At 50.5% G+C, this 26,429-nt stretch carries 22 protein-coding genes; 16 read left to right on the forward strand and 6 right to left on the reverse strand.

The window, feature by feature from the left end; translation table 11 throughout:
* The first annotated feature begins 35 nt into the window (after positions 1-35).
* The 3 genes from selD (at position 36) to AB1611_02545 (ending at position 2,045) form a co-directional block, all read left to right on the forward strand.
* Positions 36-1,094, forward strand: coding sequence for a selenide, water dikinase SelD (selD, locus tag AB1611_02535; GenBank protein ID MEW6378467.1), 1,059 nt, complete (start codon positions 36-38; stop codon positions 1,092-1,094).
* A gap of 204 nt (positions 1,095-1,298) precedes the next feature.
* On the forward strand, positions 1,299-1,601 hold the full coding sequence (locus tag AB1611_02540; GenBank protein MEW6378468.1) for a DUF5132 domain-containing protein: 303 nt from the start codon (positions 1,299-1,301) through the stop codon (positions 1,599-1,601).
* A gap of 102 nt (positions 1,602-1,703) precedes the next feature.
* Positions 1,704-2,045 (forward strand): DUF6794 domain-containing protein, encoded by a 342-nt coding sequence (locus tag AB1611_02545; protein ID MEW6378469.1) that lies wholly within the window; start codon positions 1,704-1,706, stop codon positions 2,043-2,045.
* 203 nt (positions 2,046-2,248) lie between these two features.
* On the opposite strand, the gene AB1611_02550 is transcribed toward AB1611_02545, so the two are convergent.
* Positions 2,249-3,067, reverse strand: coding sequence for an SH3 domain-containing protein (locus AB1611_02550; protein MEW6378470.1), 819 nt, complete (start codon positions 3,065-3,067; stop codon positions 2,249-2,251).
* Between the two features lie 406 nt (positions 3,068-3,473).
* On the opposite strand from AB1611_02550, the gene AB1611_02555 reads away from it, so the two are divergent.
* The 5 genes from AB1611_02555 (at position 3,474) to AB1611_02575 (ending at position 8,768) form a co-directional block, all read left to right on the forward strand.
* Positions 3,474-3,746, forward strand: a complete 273-nt coding sequence (locus tag AB1611_02555; GenBank protein MEW6378471.1) for an HU family DNA-binding protein — start codon at positions 3,474-3,476, stop codon at positions 3,744-3,746.
* 181 nt (positions 3,747-3,927) lie between these two features.
* The gene (gatA, locus tag AB1611_02560) at positions 3,928-5,373 is read left to right on the forward strand and encodes an Asp-tRNA(Asn)/Glu-tRNA(Gln) amidotransferase subunit GatA (protein ID MEW6378472.1); all 1,446 of its coding nucleotides are present in this window, start codon (positions 3,928-3,930) and stop codon (positions 5,371-5,373) included.
* 24 nt (positions 5,374-5,397) lie between these two features.
* A complete protein-coding gene (gene gatB / locus AB1611_02565) occupies positions 5,398-6,849 on the forward strand; it encodes an Asp-tRNA(Asn)/Glu-tRNA(Gln) amidotransferase subunit GatB (protein ID MEW6378473.1) in 1,452 nt (483 codons plus the stop codon).
* Between the two features lie 6 nt (positions 6,850-6,855).
* Positions 6,856-8,268, forward strand: a complete 1,413-nt coding sequence (locus tag AB1611_02570; GenBank protein ID MEW6378474.1) for a peptidoglycan DD-metalloendopeptidase family protein — start codon at positions 6,856-6,858, stop codon at positions 8,266-8,268.
* Positions 8,269-8,348: 80 nt separating this feature from the next.
* Entirely contained in the window at positions 8,349-8,768 is a 420-nt protein-coding gene (locus AB1611_02575; GenBank protein ID MEW6378475.1) for a hypothetical protein, read from the forward strand.
* Positions 8,769-8,963: 195 nt separating this feature from the next.
* Here AB1611_02575 and AB1611_02580 read toward each other — a convergent pair whose 3' ends face one another.
* A complete protein-coding gene (locus tag AB1611_02580; GenBank protein ID MEW6378476.1) occupies positions 8,964-10,295 on the reverse strand; it encodes a hypothetical protein in 1,332 nt (443 codons plus the stop codon).
* Between the two features lie 572 nt (positions 10,296-10,867).
* Positions 10,868-12,232 carry a hypothetical protein gene (locus tag AB1611_02585; protein ID MEW6378477.1) on the reverse strand — a complete coding sequence of 455 codons (1,365 nt, stop codon included), beginning with the start codon at positions 12,230-12,232 and terminating at the stop codon, positions 10,868-10,870.
* Between the two features lie 281 nt (positions 12,233-12,513).
* On the opposite strand from AB1611_02585, the gene AB1611_02590 reads away from it, so the two are divergent.
* From AB1611_02590 to AB1611_02600, 3 genes are all read left to right on the forward strand, one after another.
* Positions 12,514-12,948, forward strand: a complete 435-nt coding sequence (locus tag AB1611_02590; GenBank protein MEW6378478.1) for an RrF2 family transcriptional regulator — start codon at positions 12,514-12,516, stop codon at positions 12,946-12,948.
* A gap of 49 nt (positions 12,949-12,997) precedes the next feature.
* Positions 12,998-13,924, forward strand: a complete 927-nt coding sequence (cysK, locus tag AB1611_02595) for a cysteine synthase A (protein MEW6378479.1) — start codon at positions 12,998-13,000, stop codon at positions 13,922-13,924.
* Positions 13,925-14,308: 384 nt separating this feature from the next.
* Entirely contained in the window at positions 14,309-15,226 is a 918-nt protein-coding gene (locus AB1611_02600; protein ID MEW6378480.1) for a serine acetyltransferase, read from the forward strand.
* A gap of 18 nt (positions 15,227-15,244) precedes the next feature.
* Here the strand turns inward: AB1611_02600 and AB1611_02605 are convergent, their stop codons facing one another.
* A complete protein-coding gene (locus AB1611_02605; GenBank protein MEW6378481.1) occupies positions 15,245-16,045 on the reverse strand; it encodes a hypothetical protein in 801 nt (266 codons plus the stop codon).
* Positions 16,046-16,329: 284 nt separating this feature from the next.
* On the opposite strand from AB1611_02605, the gene AB1611_02610 reads away from it, so the two are divergent.
* The 5 genes from AB1611_02610 (at position 16,330) to AB1611_02630 (ending at position 23,018) form a co-directional block, all read left to right on the forward strand.
* A complete protein-coding gene (locus AB1611_02610; protein ID MEW6378482.1) occupies positions 16,330-17,367 on the forward strand; it encodes a DUF362 domain-containing protein in 1,038 nt (345 codons plus the stop codon).
* Positions 17,368-17,585: 218 nt separating this feature from the next.
* Positions 17,586-17,840, forward strand: a complete 255-nt coding sequence (locus AB1611_02615; protein MEW6378483.1) for a ComEA family DNA-binding protein — start codon at positions 17,586-17,588, stop codon at positions 17,838-17,840.
* A gap of 220 nt (positions 17,841-18,060) precedes the next feature.
* Complete coding sequence (locus tag AB1611_02620; GenBank protein MEW6378484.1) at positions 18,061-19,227, forward strand: hypothetical protein; 1,167 nt, start codon at positions 18,061-18,063, stop codon at positions 19,225-19,227.
* 299 nt (positions 19,228-19,526) lie between these two features.
* A complete protein-coding gene (cysK, locus tag AB1611_02625; protein ID MEW6378485.1) occupies positions 19,527-20,420 on the forward strand; it encodes a cysteine synthase A in 894 nt (297 codons plus the stop codon).
* A gap of 462 nt (positions 20,421-20,882) precedes the next feature.
* The gene (locus tag AB1611_02630) at positions 20,883-23,018 is read left to right on the forward strand and encodes a thioredoxin domain-containing protein (GenBank protein MEW6378486.1); all 2,136 of its coding nucleotides are present in this window, start codon (positions 20,883-20,885) and stop codon (positions 23,016-23,018) included.
* A gap of 278 nt (positions 23,019-23,296) precedes the next feature.
* Here AB1611_02630 and AB1611_02635 read toward each other — a convergent pair whose 3' ends face one another.
* Entirely contained in the window at positions 23,297-24,658 is a 1,362-nt protein-coding gene (locus AB1611_02635; GenBank protein MEW6378487.1) for a phosphomannomutase/phosphoglucomutase, read from the reverse strand.
* Between the two features lie 68 nt (positions 24,659-24,726).
* Positions 24,727-26,394: a pilus assembly protein PilM gene (pilM, locus tag AB1611_02640; protein ID MEW6378488.1), complete on the reverse strand. Its 1,668-nt coding sequence runs from the start codon at positions 26,392-26,394 to the stop codon at positions 24,727-24,729.
* Positions 26,395-26,429 lie beyond the last annotated feature (35 nt).

Below are 26,429 nucleotides of genomic sequence, written 5' to 3' on the forward strand. Positions count from 1 at the left end.
AGACAACCGATAAACCACTGCTGGAGTTAACGGACATGAGCAGAAAAGACAAAATAAAATTGACCCACGGGGTCAAATCCGCTGGCTGAGCTTCCAAACTGGGTCCGGGTGACCTGCAGGCTCTGCTGGCCCGCCTGCCGCAGCAGGCGGAGCATCCGAAGGTGCTGGCCGGGTTTGGCCATGCGGAGGATGCTGGTGTGTATCAACTCTCCGAGGATCTGGCTTTGATTCAGACTGTTGATTTTTTTACTCCTATTGTGGACGACCCGTTCGATTTCGGCCAAATTGCCGCAGCCAATTCTCTGAGCGATGTTTACGCCATGGGCGGCACGCCGATTTCCGCCCTGAATATCGTCGCTTTTCCCATTCGCTGTCTGGGAATCGAGGTTCTTGAGCAAATCCTGCAAGGAGGAGCGACGGCTCTGGCCGAAGCCGGAATTCCCTTGATCGGGGGGCACAGTATCGAGGATGAGGAGGTCAAATACGGCCTGTCCGTGGCCGGGCTTATTCATCCCCAAAAAATCATCCGGAATAATACCCTGAAACCAGGCGACAAACTGGTGCTGACCAAGCCCATCGGCACGGGAGTCATAGCCACTGCCCTGAAAGCGGAAATGGCCAATTCCGAGCATGTCCAGGCTATGATCCGGTCCATGAAAAGCCTGAACGAACTTCCCGCCCGGATAATGCAGGATTATGAAGTTCATGCCTGTACGGACATTACCGGCTTTGGCCTTCTGGGACACATCCGGGAGATGGTCGATGGTTCCGGCTGCACCATCCGGATATACAGCCAAAGCATACCCTTTATCGAGGGGGCCCCTGATTATGCCCGGCTGGGCCTCGTTCCTGGCGGGGCATATCGCAACAGGGAGTTTGTTCAAAATTACCTCACCGGCTACGAATCAATTGCTCAGGAGATTCAGGATCTGCTTGTTGATCCGCAAACCTCCGGCGGCCTTTTGATTTCCCTCCCGGCTGCCTCGAGCGGACAATTTCTGGAAGCTCTTCTCAACACTTATCCTCTGCCGTCGGCCATTATCGGTGAGGTCATCGCAGGATCGGAGCAAATTCAGATCGCCCGGCATCCGTGACGTGAATATTGACTTTGAGAGTGAAAAGGAATTAAAATAGCTTCTATTAGAGTAGAGGCGGGAAATAGTAAGGTCATGGAAAAGATCGAAAATTGCCGATACCTTACTGGAGATGGAGAAGGCTGTATATCTCTGGGAAAATTGATTTTCCCCTCGTTAAGAGAGATCTGTAACAGTCCACTTTAATTACGGGAGGTATGAATCATGGCCTTGCTTGATAAGATGGTTGAAGGGTGGGGACCGGGTATTCTGGCAGGCATTGGCCTGGCTTTGGCTGCGCCTGTTGTCTTGCCGCTGGTGGGAAATATAGTCCGGCCTCTGGCCAAGACGGTAATCAAGGGAGGAGTCATTGTCGGAGACAAGGTTAAGGAGATGGCTGCCGAAGTCAGTGAGCAGGTCAGTGACCTGGTAGCCGAAGTCAGGGCTGAGGAAGCAGCAGCCTCGGCCAGATCAGGGCAGGGGAGCAATCCTCCGTCCACACCTCTTGAGCACCCGGCACAGGGATAGTCAGGATCATGAAGATTTCCACACCATGGCCAGATGCGATCCTGATGGATGATTGAGGAGGGGAGTAATAAGGTTTGCGGAAAGCAGGAAGGGAGAATAGACATGGCTATTCCAAAAAACTTGGACGAATGCTTTAACGAATTAAACAGGATGCTGGGGACCCTGGTAATTGACGAGATCAGGAATGAAAAAGAAAGCACCGTACGCATGTTTCATTATGGCCTCGGCACCGCGATCAAGAACAATTGGGAATTATGGCGCGCTCATTCACCTCTTGCTCAGTATTTTAACCGGCTTGGCATATACCATGCCGATGATATGTCAGACATCATCCTTACTTCCTTTTGGAGGTATCTGAATAATAAACCTCTCAATGTGGAAGAGCTTGTCAAGCGGTATCAGAAGTTTTGGCTGAAGTTTGATGAAAAGACAGCATCGAGTTGAGTAGTAAGTGGCCAGTGGCCAGTGGTCAGTGATCAGTGGCCAGTGGTCAGTAAAGACAACTGCTGGAAAAACAGGAGTCAGTTGTCAGTAAAAAAACTGAAAAACCATAACTTCAAACTGATAGATTCTTTTCCTGTCTACAAGTGCTCCAGGACCTTTTATCTTCTGTGCCCCGTTGTGCCTTTGCGCCTGAGTAGTTACTTCTACTCAAGGATTTGGGAACCGCTGGAATTCTGGTAGGCAATTTCATGGCCTGATGAATCGACAATGCTGATTGAAGGAGTGGCATTGGGCGTGCAAGTGACAATCTTGGCTATATTGCAGGCAATAAGGGTATATTGGTTGGTGAGGACCTGAAGGACCTGGGCCTTGTAATTTTGCGGGAGGAGCTTCCAGATGCTCGAGGCCTTCGTCTCCAGGCGCATGCCGGAATCGAGCATGGTATAATCCGTGAACAGGGTTTGCCCGAACTGCATCTGGGTCCTTGAATTAATCCGCTCAAGCAGGCCATCAATGAGGCTTTCCACGGACTCCGATGTACCGGCAGGATATTCCGGCATCGGCTGATTCAGGGGAGGGGGTGTCATTGCCGGTTTCGCTGCCGGAGACTGAGAAGGGGCGGGGGGAGTCTTTTCCTCCTGCCTGGCCTCTTGAGCCGGTTTTGGCGGATGATTATCAACATACTTCTTTTCTATCCAGCCTGTCTTTTCTCCCGGCATCTTGAGGCTATACCAGCCCTTTTCTTCTCCGGTCACAGCTATCCGGTCACCTTTTTTACCCTGCTGGAGGATCTGACCGCTTTCCTGGGGAAGAGACCTGATTGTAGCCTCATCAGCATTGATGTAGAGATTCCTGACCCTTTTCGGCTTTTCTAGTTTCGAAGCAAGGGCTGGTTTTTTTTCACCGGATTCCGATTGAAAGGGTGCAGTTTGGTAAAAGAAGGTAACATAGCTGAGAAAAGCAATTACCAGGACAATGATAAACATCACAACCCAGAAAAGCTTATCGGCAAACCTAGACATATGATCTCCTTGTTTGGATGATTTCCAGAGTATAAATTTATAATACTACCATAAACGTGTTCCCAAATGAAGGGGAAAATCAATCAGTGGTCAGTGACCAGTGACCAGTGGTCAGTAAAGAGTGGTCAGGAGCCAGGAGAGACACAACATGGCGGTCTGACTCATGAGAGGTTCGTGACTAGCCGTGAAAGCAGGGAAAGCCCTTGATTGGCAGTCAATGACCAATAGTTAAATTTATCTATAAAACAGCAGGTTACATGATAATTCCTGAGCGACTGGCAATGCTGGACGGGTAAAGTGGATGGAAAACAACCCGATGATTGACGAAAAAGCTTGACAATACTGATCTCTTGGTATATTTATACTGAAAAACCGTAACTCAAACAGGAAAGGAGGGAATGAGTAGGTGAATAAGGCTGATTTGATAGATAAGATGGCTACAGAAGCAAACATTAGTAAAGCAGCCGCGGAAAAGGCACTGGGAGCTCTGACCGATGGGATTAAGACTGCCCTGCAGAAAGGAGAGCCCGTTACTTTGATTGGTTTTGGTACTTATTCCGTGACTGAGCGTAAAGCCCGGACCGGCAGAAATCCACAGACAGGTGAGGAGTTGCAGATCCCCGCAAAAAAGGCTATTAAATTTAAAGCGGGAAAAGGCTTGAGAGACGCGGTGGAGTAAAAAGTTGGAAAGGTAATTCGAGGGGGGTAACAATGAGGGTATGAGTGGGGAGTTACCCCCCTTTTTCTCTGGATTGAGATTAATCAGCGACTGGTAATCCGCAACTTAACCAAAGAGTTACGAAGGCGTGAATACAGCAGGAAAAAAGCTTTATCAGCTCTCCCTCCATGAAGCGTCCCGAATGCTTCGGGAGAGGGAGATTTCATCCGTCGAGTTGGTAAACTCGGTTCTCGAACGGATCGAAGAGGTCGATCACCTCTATCGTGGTTATCTAACGGTAGATGCAAAAGGGGCACGGGACCAGGCACGGCAGGCTGACCGGATGCTGGCCGATTCAGGTGGATGTCCGCTGCTGGCGGGCATCCCGATTGCAGTCAAGGATAATATCTGCACCCGGGGAGTGAGAACGACCTGCGCCTCAAAGATCCTGAGTAATTTTATCCCTCCTTATGAAGCTACCGTAATCAGAAAGCTTCGGGATCAGGGGGCAGTCATTGTCGGCAAAACGAATCTGGATGAATTTGCCATGGGTGCCTCCACGGAAACTTCCCATTTTGGCTGCACCGCAAATCCCTGGGATCTTGCACGGGTTGCGGGCGGCTCAAGCGGCGGGTCCGCAGCCGCTGTGGCTGCGGATGCAGCCATCTCCTCCCTGGGGTCTGATACCGGCGGATCAATCCGCCAGCCGGCGAGCTTCTGCGGGGTGGTTGGTTTAAAACCTACCTATGGCCGGGTTTCCCGATTCGGCCTGGTGGCTTACGCTTCCTCCCTTGACCAGATTGGCCCCATTACCAAAGATGTTACCGACAGCGCCATGATGCTGGAAGTCATCAGCGGGTACGACCCTCATGATTCAACCTCCGTCGATAAACCTGTTCCCGCCTTTCAGAAATCTTTAATCAGTGACATACGGGGAATGAAAATCGGCCTGCCCGTGGAATATTTCCAGGAGGGACTGGATAAGGAGGTAGAGCAGCGTGTCCGTGATGCTGTCTCTCTCTTGCAGAACCTGGGTGCGGAGGTTGAAGAGGTGAGGATGCCTCATACCGAATATGCCGTGGCCACCTATTATATTCTGGCTACAGCCGAGGCCAGTGCGAATCTGGCCCGGTATGACGGAGTCAAATACGGATTTCGGGAAGAAAACTTCTCAAATCTCATTGAATTGTATGAAAATACAAGGCAGGGCGGATTCGGGTCGGAGGTCAAGCGGCGGATCATGCTGGGAACCTACGCCTTAAGCTCCGGGTATTATGATGCCTATTACCTGAAGGCCCAGAAAGTCAGGACTCTGATCAAGCAGGATTTTGAAGAGGCGTGTAAAAAATTCGATTGTCTGGTTACTCCCACCTCACCTGTTCCCGCTTTTGGCATCGGAGAAAAAATCGACGATCCTTTGCAGATGTATTTGCTCGATATCTATACTATTTCGGCTAATCTGGCCGGTGTTCCCGCTGTTTCAATACCCTGCGGTTTTTCCAGCCAGGGAATGCCCATCGGCCTGCAAATTCTGACCGGTCATTTCCAGGAAGAGAAAATACTTCGGGTTGCCTATACTTTCGAGCAAAATACCGACTACCATAAGCAGCGCCCTGACATTCGTCGGATGCCGGGAAATTCTGAGTGAAGGTGCTGTAAGATAAGGAATTCCATGAACTACGAAGCAATTATCGGGCTGGAGGTTCATGCCCAGCTCCTGACCAGATCGAAAATCTTCTGCACGTGCAGCACAAGCTTCGGCGGCCTGCCGAATTCGCAGGTCTGCCCGGTTTGCCTGGGTTATCCGGGAGTGCTTCCCGTGCTCAACCGCCGGGTTGTGGAATATGCGGTCAAGGCTGCTCTGGCCTTGAATTGCCGGATCAATGAGTGGTGCAGGTTCGACCGGAAGAATTATTTCTATCCGGATCTGCCCAAAGCCTATCAGATATCCCAGTTTGCCGCCCCTCTGGCTGAACACGGGTTTATCGAGATTATCGGCGAAGGCGACCAGGTCAGGAAGATCGGTATTACCCGCCTCCATATGGAGGAGGATGCCGGGAAACTGGTTCATGCGGAAGAATATGTTTCCACCAATAAAAGTTATGTCGATTTCAACCGGACCGGTGTTCCCCTGATCGAGATCGTCAGTGAGCCAGATCTTCGCAGCCCGAAAGAAGCCAGGGAATACCTCCAGAAGCTGCGAAACATCCTCCAGTACCTGGGGGTTTGCGATGGCAATATGGAAGAGGGGAGCCTGCGGTGTGATGCCAACGTATCCATCAGACCGCAGGGCTCGGAAAAGCTTGGGACCAAAGCCGAGATAAAAAATTTAAACTCTTTTCGCTTCCTCCACAAAGCCCTGGAATATGAAATTGAACGACAGACCGCTCTGGCGGAAGCGGGAGAGCCGATTATCCAGGAAACCCGGCTGTGGGATACCGAACAGAACCGAACCGTTTCCATGCGCAGCAAGGAAGAGGCTCACGATTACCGGTATTTCCCCGAACCGGATCTGGTCCCCCTGCAGGTAACCCCTGAATGGATCGAGCAGATTCGCTCCAGCCTGCCGGAATTGCCGGAAGCCAAGGTAGAGCGGTTCATCCGGGATTATCAGATTCCGCGGTATGATGCTGAAGTATTGAGTGCGTCCCAATCCCTGGCGGATTATTACGAGCAGTGTGTGACACTGTTTCCTCATCCCAAGGTGGTCAGCAATTGGGTCATGGGAGATATTCTGCGGGAGCTGAACAGCCGGAATATCGATATTTCGAATAATCCGGTAGGTCCACAAGCACTGGCTGAGTTGCTGAAAATGATTGAACAGGGTATAATAAGTAATAAAATAGCAAAATCGCTCTTCGAAGAAATGTTCGATACCGGCAAATCCGCCGAAGTGATTGTCCGCGAAAAAGGGCTTGTCCAAATTTCTGATGAGAATGAACTGGAAAAAATCGTTGACCGCATTATGACCGAGAATCCCACGGTTGTTGAAGACTGGAAAAAGGGGAAAAAACAGGCGCTGGGTTTTTTGGTAGGGCAGGTGATGAAAGCAACTTCCGGTAAAGCGAATCCATCGATGGTCAACGAAATATTACGAAAGAAACTCACTATCGACTTCCGGTAATTTAGCGTGGTATTATATCAGCCGTTTCAAAATAGAGATCAAAAAAAACGGGGCAGAAAGAACAGTCTGCGGCTATTCCTTTTTCTTACCCTCTGTATTCTGGCCAGTATCTCTCTGGCCATGATGTTCTCCTCGTTCCCCTCCAGAATGAATTCTCCAGAGATGGAAGGGGATGAGCAGGATTTATCCTTTGCCCACTCTTTGCCCGGGATGCTGCCTTCCTCCGTTATCCCGCCGATAGGTCCGCAGGTAGCGGAAGCAAAAATCAAACTCGAAAAGAAACAATTCCGCAAGGTGGATGGCGTTCTGGAAAAAGGGGATACGCTGTACAGCTCCCTGCTCGATAAAAATATCAAAAAATCCACCATTCATACCATCATCGAGCATCTGCGGCCCATGATGCCTTTCAGTGCGGTCATGCCGGGCGATACCTTTATTCTGACCCTCGATACGGAAGAAAACCTCCATCGTTTCGAATACCGCACCGGACCCATCGAGACCTATATTGTCGAGCGGGGCATGGATGGGAAGTTTGACAGCTTCAGAAAAAAGGTGGAGCTTGAAAAATACTGGGTCGCTCTCTCCGGGCGGATGGAGGATTCGCTTTTTAAATCCGTTATGGCCATAAGCGGGGATGCTACCCTGGCTACGAAATTTGCCGATATCTTTGCCTGGAAAATCGACTTCCATAATGAGCTCAAAAAGGGCGACAAGTTCAGACTGGTAGTGGAAAAGTACCTCTTAAAGGGCGAATTCATTCAATATGGCGAGATACTGGCCGCCGAATACAATGGTGCCTGCGGACTGCATCAGGCCATTCTCTTCGAGGATGGGTTCGGCAGCAGCGGCTATTACGACTTGAAAGGAGTTTCCCTGCGCAGGGCTTTCCTGCGTGCCCCCCTGCAATTCAACTACATCAGTTCAGGATACACCTACCACCGGCTCCACCCCATTCTTGGCTGTATCCGGCCTCACCTGGGGATCGATTACGCAGCACCAGCAGGAACGCCGGTATGGGCAGTGGCCGATGGAACCATCGTCTCTGCCCGGTATGAGGGAGGCAATGGAAATCAGGTGGTCATCCGGCACATGAACGGGTATCAGACCTACTATAACCATCTCTCCGGCTTTGGCAAAGGGATAAAGAGAGGTGCCCGAGTCCGGCAAAAACAGGTGATCGGCTATGTCGGCACAACCGGCCTGTCAACCGGCCCTCATCTGGATTACCGGATAAAGCATCACGATGAGAATATCAATCCCCTGAAAGCCGATTTTCCCAATGGTCAGAAGCTGGAGCTGGCCAGTAAGAGAGAATTCAACAAGCTTGCCTATAACCTGCTGCACTTTATGTATGCCAACCAGAAGGAAAAATGGATCTGCAAGGTCCTGACCCACGACCAGAAAGCCCTGGTAAAATAAGGGCGACAAAACCAATCATAAAAACACGGGAAAGAGTATTTTCTCTATAGTTAATCCGTTTTATTCCCCAACAGCTACAAATGGCTCAAGACCTGAACTATTGGGAGCCGAACGATCCCTATTTCAGTAATCAGTGGCATCTCAAAAATACGAATGATTATGCAGCGGATGTGGACGCCAGCCGGGCGTGGGATCTTACCAGAGGTGATCCTAATATCATAGTAGCGGTCATAAACAGTGGAATACAAACGAACCATCCTGACCTTTCCGCCAATATCTGGACCAATCTGAATGAGATACCAGCTAATGGCCTGGATGATGATGGCAATGGATGCGTAGATGATGTACATGGCTGGAATTTCTATAACCGCAATGGTACTACCACATCATATAGTGATACTACAGCAGTTCCAGGCACTACGTACTACTCTTGGGTAAAAGCGAAAAACGAGCGTGTTGAAAGCGACTTTAGCCCTTACAATACAGGCTGGCGCGCTTAGAAGTCCATATTTATCCCGGAGAGAGTATTCAGACCGGCAGGAGCAATATCCAGTCGGAATTTATTGCAGCATTCATCACCGGGCATTGATCATTGCCCCATAGCAAAAATTCAACCCTTTCCTGGGGAAAAAGGCGGGAGAGGAGGGGTGAAATCACCCCTCCTCCTTGAATGCATATCGGGAGAGAGCACAGGATCAGGGATGATCGGTAACGATCAATTCCTTCACCGGCTTGCCATCGCTCCATTCTCCCATGAAGCGTTGCTGCGGGGTATTGCCAAGCGCATATTCCCTGTTCTTTCCATAGAAGGCCGCATCAGTCAGCGCATCAAACAGTTTCCAGGTGCAGTAATAGTCCAGGGCATTGGTACCCATCAGCGGTATAAAGCTACCCATATCCAAAGCTGCGGTGGCAGAAGGAGCTGGCAGCAGGATGCCGGACTCGGCCATAATGCTGATCGGGTCAGGCCAAAGGGTTGCCGGGTCTACCGGAGTGTCGGACTGTAACTGGCTGGCAAGGTTTTCAAAGTATGACCAGAAGATGCCGCCAAAATCCGGAGTAGTGCCCTCAGCGTCCGGCAGCAGGCTGCTAAAATCCGGCCCCAGGTTATAGTCGTTCAGATATGGTCTTAAGCCGATGGGAACAAGATTTCCATAATCAGGCATTATTCTGCCGGGATCAGGCAGAAAGTCGCCGACCAAAGCCAGACATGTCGGGGCAAAGTGGCCTGCACTCAAGCCGGGCAGACCATGATTGTCCGAAACCATGATAATGTAGTCTTTGTTCTCAAGGGGAATCTGGGGGGTGCGCCGGAATATCTTCTTGGCATCCCTGTTACCCACGACCAGGTCACGATCACCCACAACCGTGAGCAGGAGGGTTTCGGGAGGAATCAAAGACAGATCTTCCAGAGGCATGGCCGGGGTAACACCCGGCTGAACGGACATGACCGCTCTGGGGGTGGGTAAGCCCGACCTTTCAGCCAGGGCAGCGATATTGACGGTCAACAGGCCTCCGTAGGAATGCCCGACAGTGGCAAATTTGTCAAGGTCAGGTTTGACATGACCCGGGCTTTTGAGCACCTCAAGGGCATCCTGCACTGCCTTGATACAGTTGGAGGTGTATCTGAAAGATCCGCCAATCATGGACATCAATGACTGATATTTCGGATAAACCACGATATTTCCTCTTTTGACAATATGCTCGATCCAGGCACCATATGAGGCGGGATTTGTACCTCCATAGCCGTGGGTAAACACTATCAGAGGGGCGGTGTCTGGCTGCGGTCCGCCAGGTTCGAAAATATAATACTGCAAGTCGCCGAAACCATGAATCGAGGTACGGACAGACCGGTGGGCATATTGAGCTCCTCCGGGTCCAGTTGATGGTTGTCTGGGTGGGATTGCTGCCAGCGCATCGGTCATGCTGAGGACAAAAATCATCAGAAGGGAGAAAAGGACAGTTGTTTTCGCGAAGTTCACAAGAGAATGTCTGCATCTGCGGATTTCATCATTTCCTGCTGTCATTATCAGTCTCCTCGCTCGTGGAAGCGGAACGGTTAATAGGTTGTAGATACCGAATGAAATTGGTCACTGGAACGTCAACTGAACCACGGGCAGCCTGAACCTTATTCTTACCTGAACCCGGTTTTATTGGCCTCTTAATCTGTCGTTAACCCGGAAGTTATCTGAAAAAAACCCGAGGCATTAATTTGTGGCAGAGTTTTTCGTATGTTCTCACCCCCTTTAGTATCTTGTGGGATTCGCCGATAAGCTCTTTTTCTGTCTGTAGTGCACATGTTGAGCACTATGGATGCTAAAAGGTAGGTGAAAGAGCAATAAATCAGCAGCTATTATTAGTATGAATTACATACCTTCCTTATCGATTGCCGGAATAGAGAGCTTCGGGTGATATATCATGGCTTATTTTTCTTGACGATAATCAGGCAGGATATTGGTAAAAAATACATCAAAACTCCTCCGGAAAAGCAATCTCCCCCAGAGATCACAAAGACACAGAGAACAAGATTAGGTATTTCTTTGTCTCTCTGTGCCTTTGTCCCTGAGTAGTTATGATTTCATTGCCTTAGCTTCATGCTTTATTGAAGCTCCCAGACTTCACACCCGACGTCGTTACCCATAATAGATAATGCTCCCAGTAATTTGGGGTCCGGGGCTGCGAAACTCAGGACGGTGGCCGTACCTGCATACAGGTTTCCTCTGAAAACGCAGAACGACCGGATACCGAAGTTTTTGGGTATATGGATAATTGAGGCAGGTATAATTTCCCCATCGAAGCCATCGTGGACAAGATTGTAAAAAGTCCCGGCATTACCGGAATCGGAAGCCCAGATTTGTGCTCCGGTTACTTTCGGTAACGTCTTGGGGCCTACATTGAAAGTACCGATAAACAGCCTGTTTTTAAAGGGGATCATTCGCCAGACATAGGTGTTATTTTTCTCTCCCAGACTGAAAAAGTCGACAACCTTTTCCCAGTGAGCTCCATCGGCTGTTCTCCAGACAGAGCTATTCGAATTGGCACTTTCTGTCCCAAGGTACAAATGTCCTTTGAATACAGCGGTCGAAGTGACGGCATCGTTGAGCAGGTTTTCACGATCATGCTGACTGAAGCCCATCCCGTTTCCGTAGGGGTCGTTTTCACCCACAACCTTTTCCCAGTTTTCTCCATCACTGCTTCGGAATATCTCAAAGGCTCCGGGAGTGGGGCCAATGAGCCCGAACATTTCCATCTCCATGTCTTGAGATTCTTCCGAATAGGTTTCCATGTTTTTCAAACCGCGAAGGCTTTGGATATTGAGGTCTGCGGTCCAGGTAAAGGCATAGAGCTGGTCATTGAAAACGGCCAGTTCCCCGATCAGGACATTATTGGTGATCAGTCTGCCAGACATTTCCCTGACCTTGGTGCTTCCAAAGTCCGGATTGGTTCTAACCAGCCTCCAATTAAATCCATCCCTGCTTCGAAAGAGCTGAGCCGTATCACTTCCCGTTCCTGCGTAAAGGTAATCTCCGAACCGGGTCATGCAGCGGACGGTGAAATTTTCCCGGTTTCCCAGTCCCGCCCTGGCCACAGTGATCCATCTTTTCCCATTCTCCGTCCGCAGGATCATTGCTCCGAGTACATTGAATGCGCAGGCGTATAATGCATTATCTCCATCGGCATACAGGTAGCGTATGCCCCATGATTGGTCGGCAGGAGACTTATAAACCCGCTCCCAGCTATCCGGCTGTCCGCTGCTGCTCCTCCAGATTTCAGCCCCGGTCAAGCCATTGAGGGTACCAACATAGAGCTTTCCCTGGAACACGGTCATGCTCCAGGCGTAATCGTTAGCCGGGTTTCCGAACCCCTTGTCAACGACTTTGCTCCAGGATTCGGCCCTGGAATAATTGGAGATACAAAGAACCAGTACGATGGCTGCCATGATTGTCCTGATACCCTTTCTCATATTATTTTCCCCTATAATAGTATTATTTTTAGAAATAATAAGTAAAATACTAATGTATACACTTACCTATTTTATGTTCTTTTCGTACATTCAGGAAATTAATCCTTACGATATTTTAATTATTTTTACGAAAATTTGTTGGTTAAATAGAAACTGAGGGTGGGAATTGTCTGACACATTTTACCCTTGACATTCTTTAAGAGGCAGTCTATATTTAAGTTTATATTGTTTATAAAATTTGTCAACAATAGGCCGCATAAGAGGTGCAAAGGTAAAATTCCATGAAACTTTCAACCAAATGCCGATACGGATTGCGCGCTCTGATCGAGATCGCCAAAAACTCCGGGAAAGGGCCGGCCAAGCGGAAAGATATTGCCAGCAGTCAGGAGATATCCGACCCTTACCTGGAAAGCATCCTGCTGACCCTCAAACAGAGCAGAATTATCAACACGACCCGGGGAGCAAAGGGCGGGTATGTGTTGTGCCGTCCTGCCGCACAGATTACGGTGCTGGACGTGGTCAATGCTTTCGAGGGGCCTCTCACCCTGGTGGATTGCCTCCAGAGTCCGAACATGTGCTCAAAGGTGACCTTCTGTGTAACCAGAACCATATGGCGGGAGCTTCAGGATACCTGGAGAAGTATCCTGGAAGGGACGACGCTTCAGGACCTTTTGGATAAAGAGCATAAGCAGCAGGCCCTTACTTATGCAATTTGAGGGCACTCCCTGAGTAATTACAGATAAAATGAGGAGGACCGCAAACCAGATGAAAATAGCCGAGCAAATCGCTGACCTGATAGGCAATACGCCGCTTTTGAAGATCCGCTCGTTATCGGCCAGAACCGGTACCACGATTATCGTCAAGCTTGAGCAGTTTAATCCTCTGTCGAGTGTCAAGGACAGGATCGCTCTGGCCATGATCGAGGCTGCGGAAAAAAGCGGGCAGCTCAGGCCGGGAGGGCTTATCGTCGAGCCGACAAGCGGGAACACCGGCATCGGGCTTGCCTTTATAGCCGCAAGCAGGGGCTATCGCCTGATTCTGACCATGCCGGAGACCATGAGCATCGAGCGCCGCAAGCTCCTCAAAGTATTCGGTGCTGAGCTGGTGCTGACTCCGGGCGATCGGGGCATGACAGGAGCGGTTGAAAAAGCGGAGGAAATCCATCGTGAGCATCCTGGCAGCTTCATGCCGCAGCAGTTTTCCAACCCGGAAAATCCGGCCATTCATCGCCGGACCACAGCCGAGGAGATCTGGCGTGATACTGATGGCCGGATCGACATCTTTGTGGCCGGCATCGGAACCGGCGGCACTATTACCGGCTGTGGCCAGGTCTTTAAGGCGCGGAACCCCGCTATCAGGGTGGTGGCTGTGGAGCCCGAGGAATCGGCTGTGCTCTCGGGAAGAAGTCCGGGCCTGCACAAGATCCAGGGTATCGGTCCGGGATTTATCCCCCATGTGCTGGATACGGCCATTTACGATGAGATTATCAGGATAAACTCATCGGACGCCGCCGACATGACCCGGCAGTTGGCAAAAACCGAGGGGCTTCTGGTTGGCATCTCATCCGGTGCGGCGGCCCTGGCAGCCTATCGGGTGGCTGAGCGTCCCGAAAACAGAGGTAAAAACATTGTGGTTGTCCTGCCGGACAGCGGAGAAAGATATCTTTCGACCTGGATCTTTGAGGAAGCTTAAGTAGAATGGCACTTACATAAGCCAAGCTTATAATATAGAGAGGACACAAAACGCACAGGGAAAAACGATCTCCCGCAGAGACGCAGAGGCGCAGAGAACAACCAATCCGGCAAGGCTCTGATGAAAGTCGGGATATCCCGATGTGTCAACGGCCTGGAAGCAAGCAAAAAGTAAAAAGGCACAAGGAGGAGCTTATTTTACTTTTACTTTTCAATGATATCCTCTGCGTCTCAGCGTCTCTGCGGGAGAATTACTAATTCTTATGTAAGTGCCATTCAGCTTAAGTACGCTGTGCGGTAAATTCGAGGTCTTGATTATGAGACATATCGCATATGTATCATGTCAAGACCTGACACCTCGCCTGGTTTTGAAGGAGGATACAGTATGAGCCTGGCTGATTGGATGAATACCCAGCTTCCGGATGTTATCTACAGGCTGAAGGAGAGCATTTTCAGCATCCAGCCTGAAGGAGGTCTGGGTCTGGCAGGCCGGTTCGAAATTTATGAGGTGCTGGACGATCTTCTGGCCGTATTGTTTCCCGGTTATCACAGCACGGAGAGGATTCCCCCGAAGGAGATGGATTTTTTCCTGAACGATAAGCTCCGCCATGTCTGCTTTAAGCTGGGCAGGCACATCAGGGAGGCGCTCCATTTCCGCTGCGTTCAGGATAACCGGGAAAGCTGTAATTGTGAGCAGCAGGCTGATGAGGCGCTCATTCACCTCATCGGCTCCCTCCCCAGGATTCATGCTCTGCTGCTTGATGATGTCCGGGCTGCCTATGCAGGCGATCCGGCAGCCAAATGCATCGATGAAATCATTGTCAGCTACCCCTGCACCGAGGCCATTGCCACCTACCGTCTGGCTCATCAGCTCTATGAGCTGGATGTGCCGGTTATTCCGCGCATCATGTCCGAGCGGGCCCACTCACGCACAGGCATTGACATTCATCCTGGAGCCAGAATAGACTCAAGCTTTTTCATTGATCACGGGACCGGCGTGGTTATTGGTGAAACCACCACTATCGGCAAAAATGTCAAAATCTACCAGGGAGTCACCCTCGGCGCGCTTTCGCCCTTTGACCGGGAAGGCAATCCCCGCCGTGGCCTCAAGAGGCATCCGGATGTAGAGGATGATGTCATCATCTACGCCAATGCCACCATCCTTGGCGGGGAAACCGTCATCGGCCGGGGTGCGGTTATCGGCGGAAACACCTGGGTTACCAGATCGGTGCCAGCCGGTGCCTATGTCTATAACCGCAGCCGCGAGGAGATTGTCAACAAACAAAGCGGCACCACTCCTTAATCACTATCACAATAACCTTCATGGAGTTTTCCCCTGCGGTGCAGTTGCCGGATTATTCAGGATCTTTTGCAATTGAGCGCCAATACCATTGAGTTTCTGCTCGAGCGCATTGAATTTCTGATCAATTTTTTCGCTGCTGGCAGCCAGGTGATTATGGATATGCACGGTGTTTTTCCACCCGGCCTCAATTTCCGCAGAATCGATACTGGCGATGCAGGTCAGGAATATCGACAACGTAGCCCGGCTGACAATAGCTACGGACTCGACGAAAAGAGCGGCTACACAGGCCGGGGTATTGATGCCCTCTACAGGGATCAGGGCACCGACTTCGCAAAGAATAGCCGATGCATTCTCCGCTTGTTCCAGGGCTGCGATCGCCAGGATAAAACCGATAAGAACTATGCTGTGTGGTCTTCGCGGCGGAGGACAGATGAATTCATAATTCGGAGGGTCAAGAGTCGAGGTCACGGGCTTGTTCTGGACAGCACTTTCTGAGGTGGCGATATCAGCCTTCAGTTTCTCCACGATAGTTGCAAATCGTTGAACGTCAAATGCCCGGACAACATCGGCAAGCTCTTCCCTGCTGAGTCTATCCAGTCTTTCCTCAAGCTTGCCGATCTGCATCGCATGATCACTGTCTATTCCGCACGGGGTATAAGTCTTGAATATGGTGAGAAGATCATGGAGTGCCTTTTGAATGGTCTGGGCATCATCTCGCCTGGTTTGCGGGATTTCGGCCCTGGCCTGCAAGAGAGACCCCCCGAAACAAATAAACACGGTCAGCATCAAAGAGACAATTTTTCCTTTCCTGCGATACATAGCATACCCTCCTCAAATTTTATTTTACTAAATACTTAAAATCAAAAATTCAGTAATATTGATTTTATATCGTTCATATGGAACTTAATCCCTGACAAAAAAATTTTAAAATTTTACGAGGGCACTGATTCTCCATCTCCCCGCTGGGGAGAGGGTTGGCAGGTGAGGGAGGAGAGATATGATTTTTCTCTATAAAATGCCGATAGGGTATGATATATTCAAGAAGTGGTAATCTCGCTCAAACGTGCAATCATAAGCCAGGAAAGGCAAACAGGAGATGAGGTATGGATACCGAAACGGTTTTTTTCACTCCCTGGGATCCTTATGTCAATATGCTCAGCAAAGCCCGCAGGCTGTATGAGGCTGCCAATCTCTTCGATGTGGTTGAAAAAGGTGATCTGGTGGCTGTGAAGCTCCACATGGGAGAGCTTGGAAATCCCAATTATGTCCGGCCCTTCTTTGTCAAACAGATCATCGACCTGATCAGGGAGCGCGGCGCAAAGCCTTTCCTGACCGATACTTCCACCTACTATCCGGTAGCGCGCTCCAATGCTTTTGATTATATGGAGACAGCCGTGGCCAATGGCTTCGGTTTTGCTCCTCTGATTATAGCCGACGGCCTCGATAGTGAAAATGCCGTGTCAGTGCCCTCCCCTGACCCGATCCTCCCGGAGGTTGCAGTGGCCGGGGTCATTCATCAGGTACGTACCATGATTGTGGTCAGTCATCTTAAGGGCCATCCGCTGACCGGCTACGGGGGTGCGATCAAAAACCTTGGCATGGGGTGTGTCTCCAAAAAGACCAAGCTTGCCCAGCACCGGGTGGTGGATATCGAGGTGGATGAAGAGCTCTGCCAGGGCTGCGGTACCTGTGTTGAAGCCTGCTGGTTTGGATTGCCCCGGATCGAGAATTATAAAGCCAGCATGGCTGATAACCCCCAGTGCATGCGCTGCCTTAACTGCAGCACTGCCTGCCCTGCAGGTGCCATAAAGCTCGTGGGCAGGCAGAAGCTTGCCTTTGCTGTAGCTGCAGCGGCCAGGGCTGTGGTGAGTACATTTGCGGAAAACAAGGTCGCCTATATCAATTTTGCCCATGACATGAGTACCTTCTGTGATTGTGTGCCTTTTCAGGGAGGATCCGCAGGGCCGGACCTTGGCATATTCGCCGGTCATTCTCCCTTGTCCGTTGATGCAGCCGGATTGAAGCGGATCGATTATCAGCATCTCGATCGAATACATAACGCCGATTGCCTGTCCCAGGTCAGCTATATGGCCCGGTTACATCAGCCGGGAAGCCTTGAGCCCCGGGTGGTGGAGGTCTGATCAGCCTGTCACTCAAAAGAAGTTATCAGCCTTCAGTTCCTCTCCTGACCACTGGCCCCTGATAACTCACCACTCAGCATCTTTCAATTCAGCCTCATCCCTCTAAACTACCGAATAGTAGAAAAAGCAAGGTCAGCAATGAAGAGACCTGGTATGCTTTTGATATAACGACGATAATCAGGATTGATTGACATATAATTAAGAGAGGGAGGAATACAATGCCAAGAGGAGAGCATTCAAAGCAGTCCGAGTCTCAGCAGGGTTCAAGCCAGCAGATTAATCTTAATACCGCGAGCGTGGAAGAGCTTTCCCATCTTCGGATGGTAGGGAGAAACCGGGCTCAGGATATCATTAACTACCGGAACGAGCATGGTCCATTCAAGAGTTGGGATGATCTCGATAATGTTCCCGGCTTTTCAAAAGGTATGATTGAGGATATCAAGAAGAGTGGAGCTACTCTCGGCGGAAAGTAGGAAAGAAGGAGGAAAGTAGGAAAGAAGGAGGGTATATTATCCCTCCACAGGGGGATGTCCCCTTGTGGAGGGATAAGGTATTCCCAGAGGTGCTTGTAGCTTTTGGATGGCCGGAACTGTAACACTATGGTCTGAACTGCACGATTGAAGACCATGAAACTATTCTATCTAAGAGAGATCGAGATGATCGAGAGAGATAAAGAAAAGAGGGAGGGATCAGATGCAACAGGAATTTAAGCCCTTTGAAGAAAAAGGGATCGATATTAACAAGCAGTATAAAAGTTTTGATAATCAGTTGATAAGAAAGCCTTTCGATAAGAAAGATACCGATGCCTACACGAAATGCCGGGTCGTCCTCATGAACGGTATCGAGAATGCCTGTAACATCACTCTGCATGAAATGGCCCGTCAGACTACCGACTATAATATCAAGAAGGCCCTGGCCATGATCCGAAGAGCCGAGCAGCAGCAGCAGATGGCCATCAATTGGCTGAATCCGGCTGATCAGACCGTATTGGAGACCACCATAACCTTTGAGCAGGTGGCTGTGGATCTGACGGCAAACCTGGCCAGGAACGAGTCAAACCTTGAGGCCAAAAAGGTTTATGATTTCGCTCTTCTGGAAGATTTCGATCACCTGCTCAGATACAGCTATCTTCTGAAGATGGTGGAGGGTGAAAGCGCTGCGGATCTTCTGCAGGGCAAGACAGACCTCAGGGATGGACGGCCAACCTGGGATGAACACCGTCATCCCTATGATTCGATGATGCAGCATTATAACAGGACTGACAGTATCAAAACGAAGCTGAATGCCCTGACGATTACTTCCGCCGAGCAGCAAACCATGTTTTACTACCGGGAGCACGGCAATGCCTACAAGGATAGCATGGCCAGGCAGCTCTTTGCCGAAATTGCCGAGATCGAAGAGCAGCATGTCAGCCAGTACGAGTGCCTGTTCGATGCTTCCTGGACACCGCTCGAGCGGCTTTGCCTGATGCAGGTCAATGAGGCCTACAATTATTTCAGTTGCATGCAGACGGAAACCGATGAGCGCATCAGGAAAATCTGGGAGGAGTGCTACTATATGGAACTGGAGCACCTGCGAATAGCCGGGGATTTGCTGAAAAATTTGGAAGGAAACGACATCCACAGCATTATTCCCTATTCGATTTCACCTCTGGTCGTTTTTGAGCCGAACAAGGAGTACATTAACCAGGTTATTCAGGAAACGGTTAACTGGCGTCCGTGTGACATGAAGTTTGTCAATAAGGACCAACTGCCGTCAGACTGGCCTTCTTTCGCATATGCGGAACAGGTGCGCGGCACCGGCTTCCCGTCGCAGATCATCACCGACAAGGCCAAACGAGAGTGGAAAATGGCAGCCTGATCATCTGGCCTTTTGGTTTTTGAAATCCGATCCCTTCCCCTTGAACAGGATCAAGGGGAAGGGATGGTTGGTGTGTGCGCATCCTTTCCGTGAATCTTGCCTTCTCTTTTTACTCGTGTCTCTCTTGTATTCTTTTAACACGGCGTGATATACTTTTCAGGTAGATAGACTGGAGGAGAAGAGGCGGCAACAGGCAAAGGTAACTTTATTACCAGACATTTTCACGGGAATGACATTGACCTTTACTCAGTACACCAGCAGAGGAAGTAACCAAACACCAGTATAGGAAAGTATAAAAGATGAGCCAGAATATTTTAGAATGCATTGGATCAACCCCCCTGATAAAACTATCGAAAGTAACCTCTCATACGGTCTTGGCCAAAGCAGAATTTCTCAATCCCGGCGGAAGTATCAAGGACAGGGTGGCCAAGTACCTGATTGAAGAGGCTGAACGGGATGGAACGCTGAAAAAGGATTCCATCATTGTCGAGCCGTCATCAGGAAACACGGGAATTGGAATGGTTTTTGTGGGAGTGCAGAAAGGGTACCGGGTAATTATCGTCATGCCCGAAAATATGAGCGAGGAACGGAAAAAAATCATCAAGGCTTTCGGCGGAGAGCTGATTCTCACTCCGGCTGAAGAGAGTATTCAGGGATCGGTGGATAAAGTCAGGGAAATGGCCGCCAATGATCCCCGGATCTATGTTCCCCAGCAATTTGAAAACCCGAGAAACCCCGAAATCCACTATCGGACGACCGCCCGGGAAATCTGGAATCAGAGCGGAGAAAAGGTCGCCTGCTTTGTGGCCGGAGTGGGGAGCGGGGGGACTCTGGGAGGAGTAGGCAAATTCCTCAAGGAGAAAGACCCCCAGATCAGGATTATTGCTGTCGAGCCGCGAAACAGCTCTGCTCTGCTGGGGCAGGAGCCGGGCCTTCATCAGATTCAGGGAATCGGTGACGGTTTTGTCCCCCCGGTGCTGGATGTTTCCCTGATCGACGATGTAGTGACCGTCAGTGATGATGAAGCCATCGAGACTACGCGCCGGTTAGCCAGAGAGGAAGGACTTTTGGTCGGCACTTCCTCAGGGGCCAATGTCTGGGCCTCGAACTTTGCCGGAGAGAAGGTCAGCGGCCCCATTATTACGATATTGCCCGATCGGGCGGAAAGATACTTCAGCACCAGCCTGATTTGATGCTATGGGGTCGGACCACGGTAAGTATATGGTATTAAAATAGATAGTTCCAAAATAGGTACTCAGTTTTGGTCTTAGAAGGTCAATTTTGGGGGCAAAATCACCGTTGTAAGGAATCTGCTGTGGTTCCCGTAGCTCATATCCGATATCCATGCAACTGTCTCTCTCACAGTGCGCCCACTGGCTGGAAGATAATGCCTGTTTCCTCTTGGCATCCTTCCCACACACCCTTCCACGCCCCTTTTTCCCCTGGACTTTTCTTAGGAGGTCAATCTTGGGCTTGAAAATGGCCTTCTAAGCTATGAAAACACCTGTTTTTGGAACATCTATCGTAAATAAAACAATATGATGTCTTGGTCCGACCCGTGGAGTAGAGGATCGCCGGTTCGAATACCGAACAGGAAAGGTAGCGAAGCAGGACGTATCGAAAAACCGATCATGAGAGGATGAATCTTGGCCAAGATGAATGAACCCTTTACCAACCGCCTTATCCACGAAAAAAGCCCATATCTTCTGCAGCATGCTCATAATCCCGTGGACTGGTATCCCTGGTCGGATGAAGCCTTTCAGAAGGCCAGGAACGAGGACAAGCCGGTTTTTCTGTCGAGCGGCTATTCCACCTGTCACTGGTGCCATGTGATGGAGAGAGAATCCTTCTCCGATCCGGAGGTCGCCCGGATCCTCAACGGGCATTTTGTGCCGATCAAGGTCGACCGGGAAGAGCGTCCCGACATCGACAATTTTTACCTGAAGGCGGTCATGGCCATAACCGGCAGTGGGGGCTGGCCATTGACCACTTTCCTGACTCCCGACAAGAAGCCTTTTTGGGGCGGCACGTACTACCCCCCGGAAGACAGGCCGGGAACGCCCGGATTCAAAACCCTTCTTCTGACAATCGCCCATGAATGGGAAAACCAGCGGATACGGCTGCTCACCTCAGCGGAAAGCGTCATTCATGCCTTTATCGAGCAGCAAAAGGTGGAAAGAGGCAAAGTCGTTCCCCTGGACAGGAAAGAATTCGTCAAGGCCTATCATAATCTTTCCTCCCATTTCGATGAGCGATTCGGAGGATTCGGCGGTGCACCGAAATTTCCAAGACCCCATCTGTTATCATTCCTGCTGAGATACTGGAAGCGCACTGGTGAAGAACGGGCCTTGTGGATGGTGGAGCATACCCTCCTGCAGATGGCCAGGGGAGGGATTTACGACCACATCGGAGGAGGTTTCCACCGCTATGCCACCGATGCCCAGTGGCGAATCCCCCATTTTGAAAAGATGCTGTATGATCAGGCACTTGCTTCCAAAATCTGCCTTGAGGCCTATCAGTCAACCGGACGAAGAGAGCATGCGCAAACAGCCAGGGAGATTTTCGAGTATGTGCTTCGTTCTCTGACTGACCCGGAAGGGGGATTTTATTCCGGCCAGGATGCGGACTCTGCCCCGGACCCACGTCATCCTGAAGACAAGAAAGAGGGAGCATTTTATCTTTTCAATCATGACGAAATAATGGCTGCCCTGGGCAGGGAGCGGGGAGAAATCGTCAGCTCGTATTTTGGCCTGAGCCCGCAGGGGGGAGATGGACCCCTTCAGCAAGGCGAAGAATTCATGGGGAAAAACATTCTTTGCATTTCCCGCAGCCTGCCTGATATTGCACACCTTTTCAACCGGAGCACCGGAGAGATTGAAGCAATCATCCGGGAATCGAAGGATATGCTCCTGAAAATCCGCTCGAAGCGGCCAAAGCCCCATCTCGACGACAAGATACTGACTGACTGGAATGGATTGATGATCTCCGCACTGTCTCTGGGATCGCGAGTCCTCGGCGAGCCGCGCTATCAGGAGCGGGCAGAAAAAGCAGCCCGCTTCATCCTGCACAACCTCATGGACCGGGGCGGAAGACTCTTGCACCGCTATCGCGACCAGGAAGCGGCAATTTCCGGAATGCTTTCCGATTATGCCTTTTTCATTCAGGGATTGCTCGATCTCTATGAAGCATCCTTCAATCCGGCATACCTCAAGCAGGCCAGGTTCCTTGCCGGGCAGATGCTCGACCTTTTCTGGGATGAGAAGGCAGAAGGCGGCTTTCTCTTTACCGCCAGGGACCGGGAGCAAATGCCCCTGCCACTGAAAGAAGCCTACGACGGCGCTATCCCGTCTGGAAATTCTCTGGCTGCCCTGGACCTGATCCGGCTGAGCAGGCTTACGATGGACCGGGCGCTCGAAGAGAAAGCAGCCGCAGTGTTTAAAACCTTCTCCCAGGAGATATCCCAGGCACCTGATTCATACTGCCAGATGCTGATGGCCTTTGATTTCGCTCAAGGCCCACCCCTGGAGATTGTCCTGGCCGCACATGGCGATAATAGAGAGCTTGCAGCTATGGTCAATCTTGTGTTCCAAAAGTTCATACCGAATCGAACCATAGCCTTCCGCCCGCCTTCGGGCAGAGAGCTTGAGGAAACCCTGGACATCATGCCCCACCTGCAAAACCAGCCGCCCCTGGAGGGAAAGACCACGGCCTATGTATGCGAAAAATATACCTGCAAGCCCCCGGTGCACAGCGCAGCGGAGCTTGGGGAGATGCTCAAAGGGGGGGAGTAGGAAGAGATTGGCCGTGGGGAAGAACAAGCGGGGATTGGGTCCAATCAGCATCCAGGGTTGGGACCATCATTTTTTTATCATGTCGATTGGCCCCATCTACAGCTATTGTATCATACTTCCCGTTATTTTTCGGATAGCTCTTAGTGAGAGGACCACTGCGCGACTCCCCACAGAGAATGCTGGCCGCCTTCTAACATGGCATTAACAAAAAAGCGGGGTTTTGTGACCCCGCCTGTCAAAATCTTTGCAGAATGTAATACTATCTTCACAATGAAGGGCTAACACCTTACCCCCGGAACCTGCTGAAGTCTGTTCATGACCAGGCTCTTGATCTCCTCAAGACCGTGGCTGGTGGTGGATTCAAATCGCAGGACGAGCGCAGGCTGAGTGTTCGAGGCACGGATAAGGGCCCATCCATGATCGAACAGGATGCGGATGCCGTCAATATCTATCAGCTTATATTTACTCTGGAAATATTCCTTTAAAACCTCGATGGTATGAAATTTCTCCTCATCTGCGCAGTCGACCCTGATCTCCGGGGTGGAATAGGTTTTGGGTAAATCGCAGATCAGGTCTGAAATCTTCCGTGAAGTCTCGGACAGGATTTCCGCCAGGCGGCATGAAGCGTAAATGGCATCGTCATAGCCGAAGTACCCATCGGCAATGAAGATATGGCCGCTCATCTCCCCTGCCAGCAGGGCATGTTCTTCCTTCATTTTCTTTTTAATCAGGGAGTGCCCTGTTTTCCACATAATGGGCTTTCCGCCATGCCTGGCAATGTCCTGTTCGAGATTCTGCGAGCATTTCACCTCAAAGATAATACTGGCTCCCGGATTACGGCTCAGGATATCGCGGCTGAAGATGACCATGAGCTGGTCGCCCCAGATAATTTCCCCCCGATTATCCACAACACCGATCCGGTCAGAATCTCCGTCATAGGCAACCCCAAAATCAGCGCCGCTCTCTCGCACCCGCCTGATCAGGGTGGTCAGGTTTTCGGGAACCGTAGGATCGGGAAAATGGTTGGGAAAATTGCCATCCATTTCGCAAAAGAGTGCCTCGACCTCACATCCCAGGCTCTTCAGCAGATCGGGTGCAATGGGGCCGGCTGTGCCGTTGCCTGCATCCACAATAATTTTCAGTCTCCTTTTGAGCCGGATTTTTTCCCGGATCATGGCCATATAGGGCTCGACGATCTGATATGTGCTTACCGTTGCTCCCTTTCCCTGGGTAAATTCTCCCCGTTCGGCAATCTTTCGGATGTTCTGAATCTGCTCCCCATACAGGCTGTCTTTCCCATCGCAGAGCTTGAAGCCATTGAACTGAGGAGGATTATGACTGGCGGTAATCATTATCCCGGCGTCAGGGTTCAGGTGATACAGAGAATAGTAAAAGGCCGGTGTAGGGCAGATACCGAGATCGATCACGCTGCAGCCGGTCGATAAAAGCCCTTCCACCAGGGCATTGCGAAAGCTCCCGGAGCTTAAGCGGTTATCCCTTCCGACAGTAAGGCTTTTCTTGCCCCGCTGCCTCAGATAGGTACCATAGGCTTTTCCCAGCGTGGTAACATGCTCCTCGGTCAAGTCCTTGTTTACTATACCCCGGATATCATACTCCCGAAAAATTTGTGGATTTATCATTGCTCTCCCATCCCCTCCCATTTGGTTAGACGATAAATACATGAAATACCTGGAAATTCCTGATACGGTTACGAATCGGATACCGTAATGCTGAGCCGGAAGTCTACCTTGTTATCGCTTCCCTTGACTTTGGCGCTTTCAACAACCGCCTGAGCATACTGCCGGGTTTTCTGGAGGCTGCTCTTGAGCCGGTCAACCGCTTCGAAGGAATCGGCTATGCCTTTGATTTTAATCTGATTTTTATCAATTGATAGGTCAAGGAATTCGACCTTGATTTCATCGGATATCCGGATGCTCAGATCCCGAAAAATTTCAAGATGAGTCAACGACTTACCGGCAAAGGTTTTATATATCTCGTATTTCTCCCTTTCCTTGTTCAGGGCTTTCTTTACCTGCTCAAGCTCATTGCCCGCTCCCTTGGCCGCAGGAAGAATCTCTCGATAAACCTGATAGATATCACGATTAATCTGGTTGAGTTTCTTCTGCTGGACTGTGGTCCGATAATGAATATTGACTGTCAGGAGAGAAGCAGCCACAACAAGCAGCACTGCCAGGACAAGAGCCATTTCCTTATACTGACTGTATTTCTTTTGAAAGACCAGGTCCTCCTGCCGGAGATTGAACCGGCTTTTCCTGTCCTTCCTTGCCCCGAAAACCAGTCCCAGGGGAACAGACCAGCAAAGGGACTGATCACGGAACGGGGCATTCTCTTCTCCCAGTGCCTCACAAGGATCAAAGATCGAGGTTTCGATCTGGAGCCTCTCGGTGAAGTAATCGCTGATTCCTTCACAACCGGCAGCCGACCCCGTCAGCAGTATCCGGGAAATCGAACCATCCAGCCGGTACTGAGAGGAGAAAGCATACAGGGTAAGGTCAACCTGATCCAGGATTTGATCCATCATCTCTCGGGAGAGATCCACAACTTCAGGCTGGCTTTCATCAATGGCCGGGCTGTCTGGCCGGGCCTCAAGGGCCGCTTCCTGGCCAGGATATCCTTCCCCCTCTTCCACCCTTTCCACTCCTTCTTCCCGGCCGTCGCTGGCCGGACTCTCGGATTGCTGCGGCTCAAGGGCTGGCTCAGGGGCCGCTATCCTCTCTCCCGCTTCTTTCCGGCTGTCATTATCTGTCCGGGACCGTATTGGATGTGAGATATTGCGGGAAAACAGCAGGTGTTCTCCCTGAACAATGACCACCAGAATCCTTTCTTCATTGATGTCGATCAGAGCGACAATGTCCTGACTGGATGGGCAGGCATGCAGATAGAGATTGTACAAAGCCGTACAATCCAGCAGAACGTATTGGGGGTCGATTCCGGCATCGTTCAGAGACTGGCAGCAGGAAATTATAGCTTCTTTTCTGACCGCTGCAATGAACAGATCAGAGGCACCCTCATCCTTGCCGTCTCGTACCTGGAGAGCGAGGACAGCCTCTTCTGCCGGATATGGCAGAGATGATTCCACTTCATATTTGACTATTTTCGCAATCTTGGCAAAATCCCGAAATGGCAGGGTGATATCTCTGAACACGGCCTGTTGGCTTGAGATCCCCGCGACGATCATGTCTCCCCGGATCCTGTTTTCGGACAGGATCCGTTTGATGGCCGAAGGCATGTCCTCTTCGGAAGACAGCCGGTAGCGGCACGACTTGACAACTTCGATCGAATTAATCTTTTTACTGACCTGGATGACCTTGATTTCCGCCAGGCCAATTTCTATTCCCATCACAGAGGAATGCATGTTAGGGTAATCTCCTCATGAATTGCTGAAGCTGC

This window comes from bacterium (assembly GCA_040755755.1).
Taxonomy (GTDB): Bacteria; SZUA-182; SZUA-182; order DTGQ01; family DTGQ01; genus DTGQ01.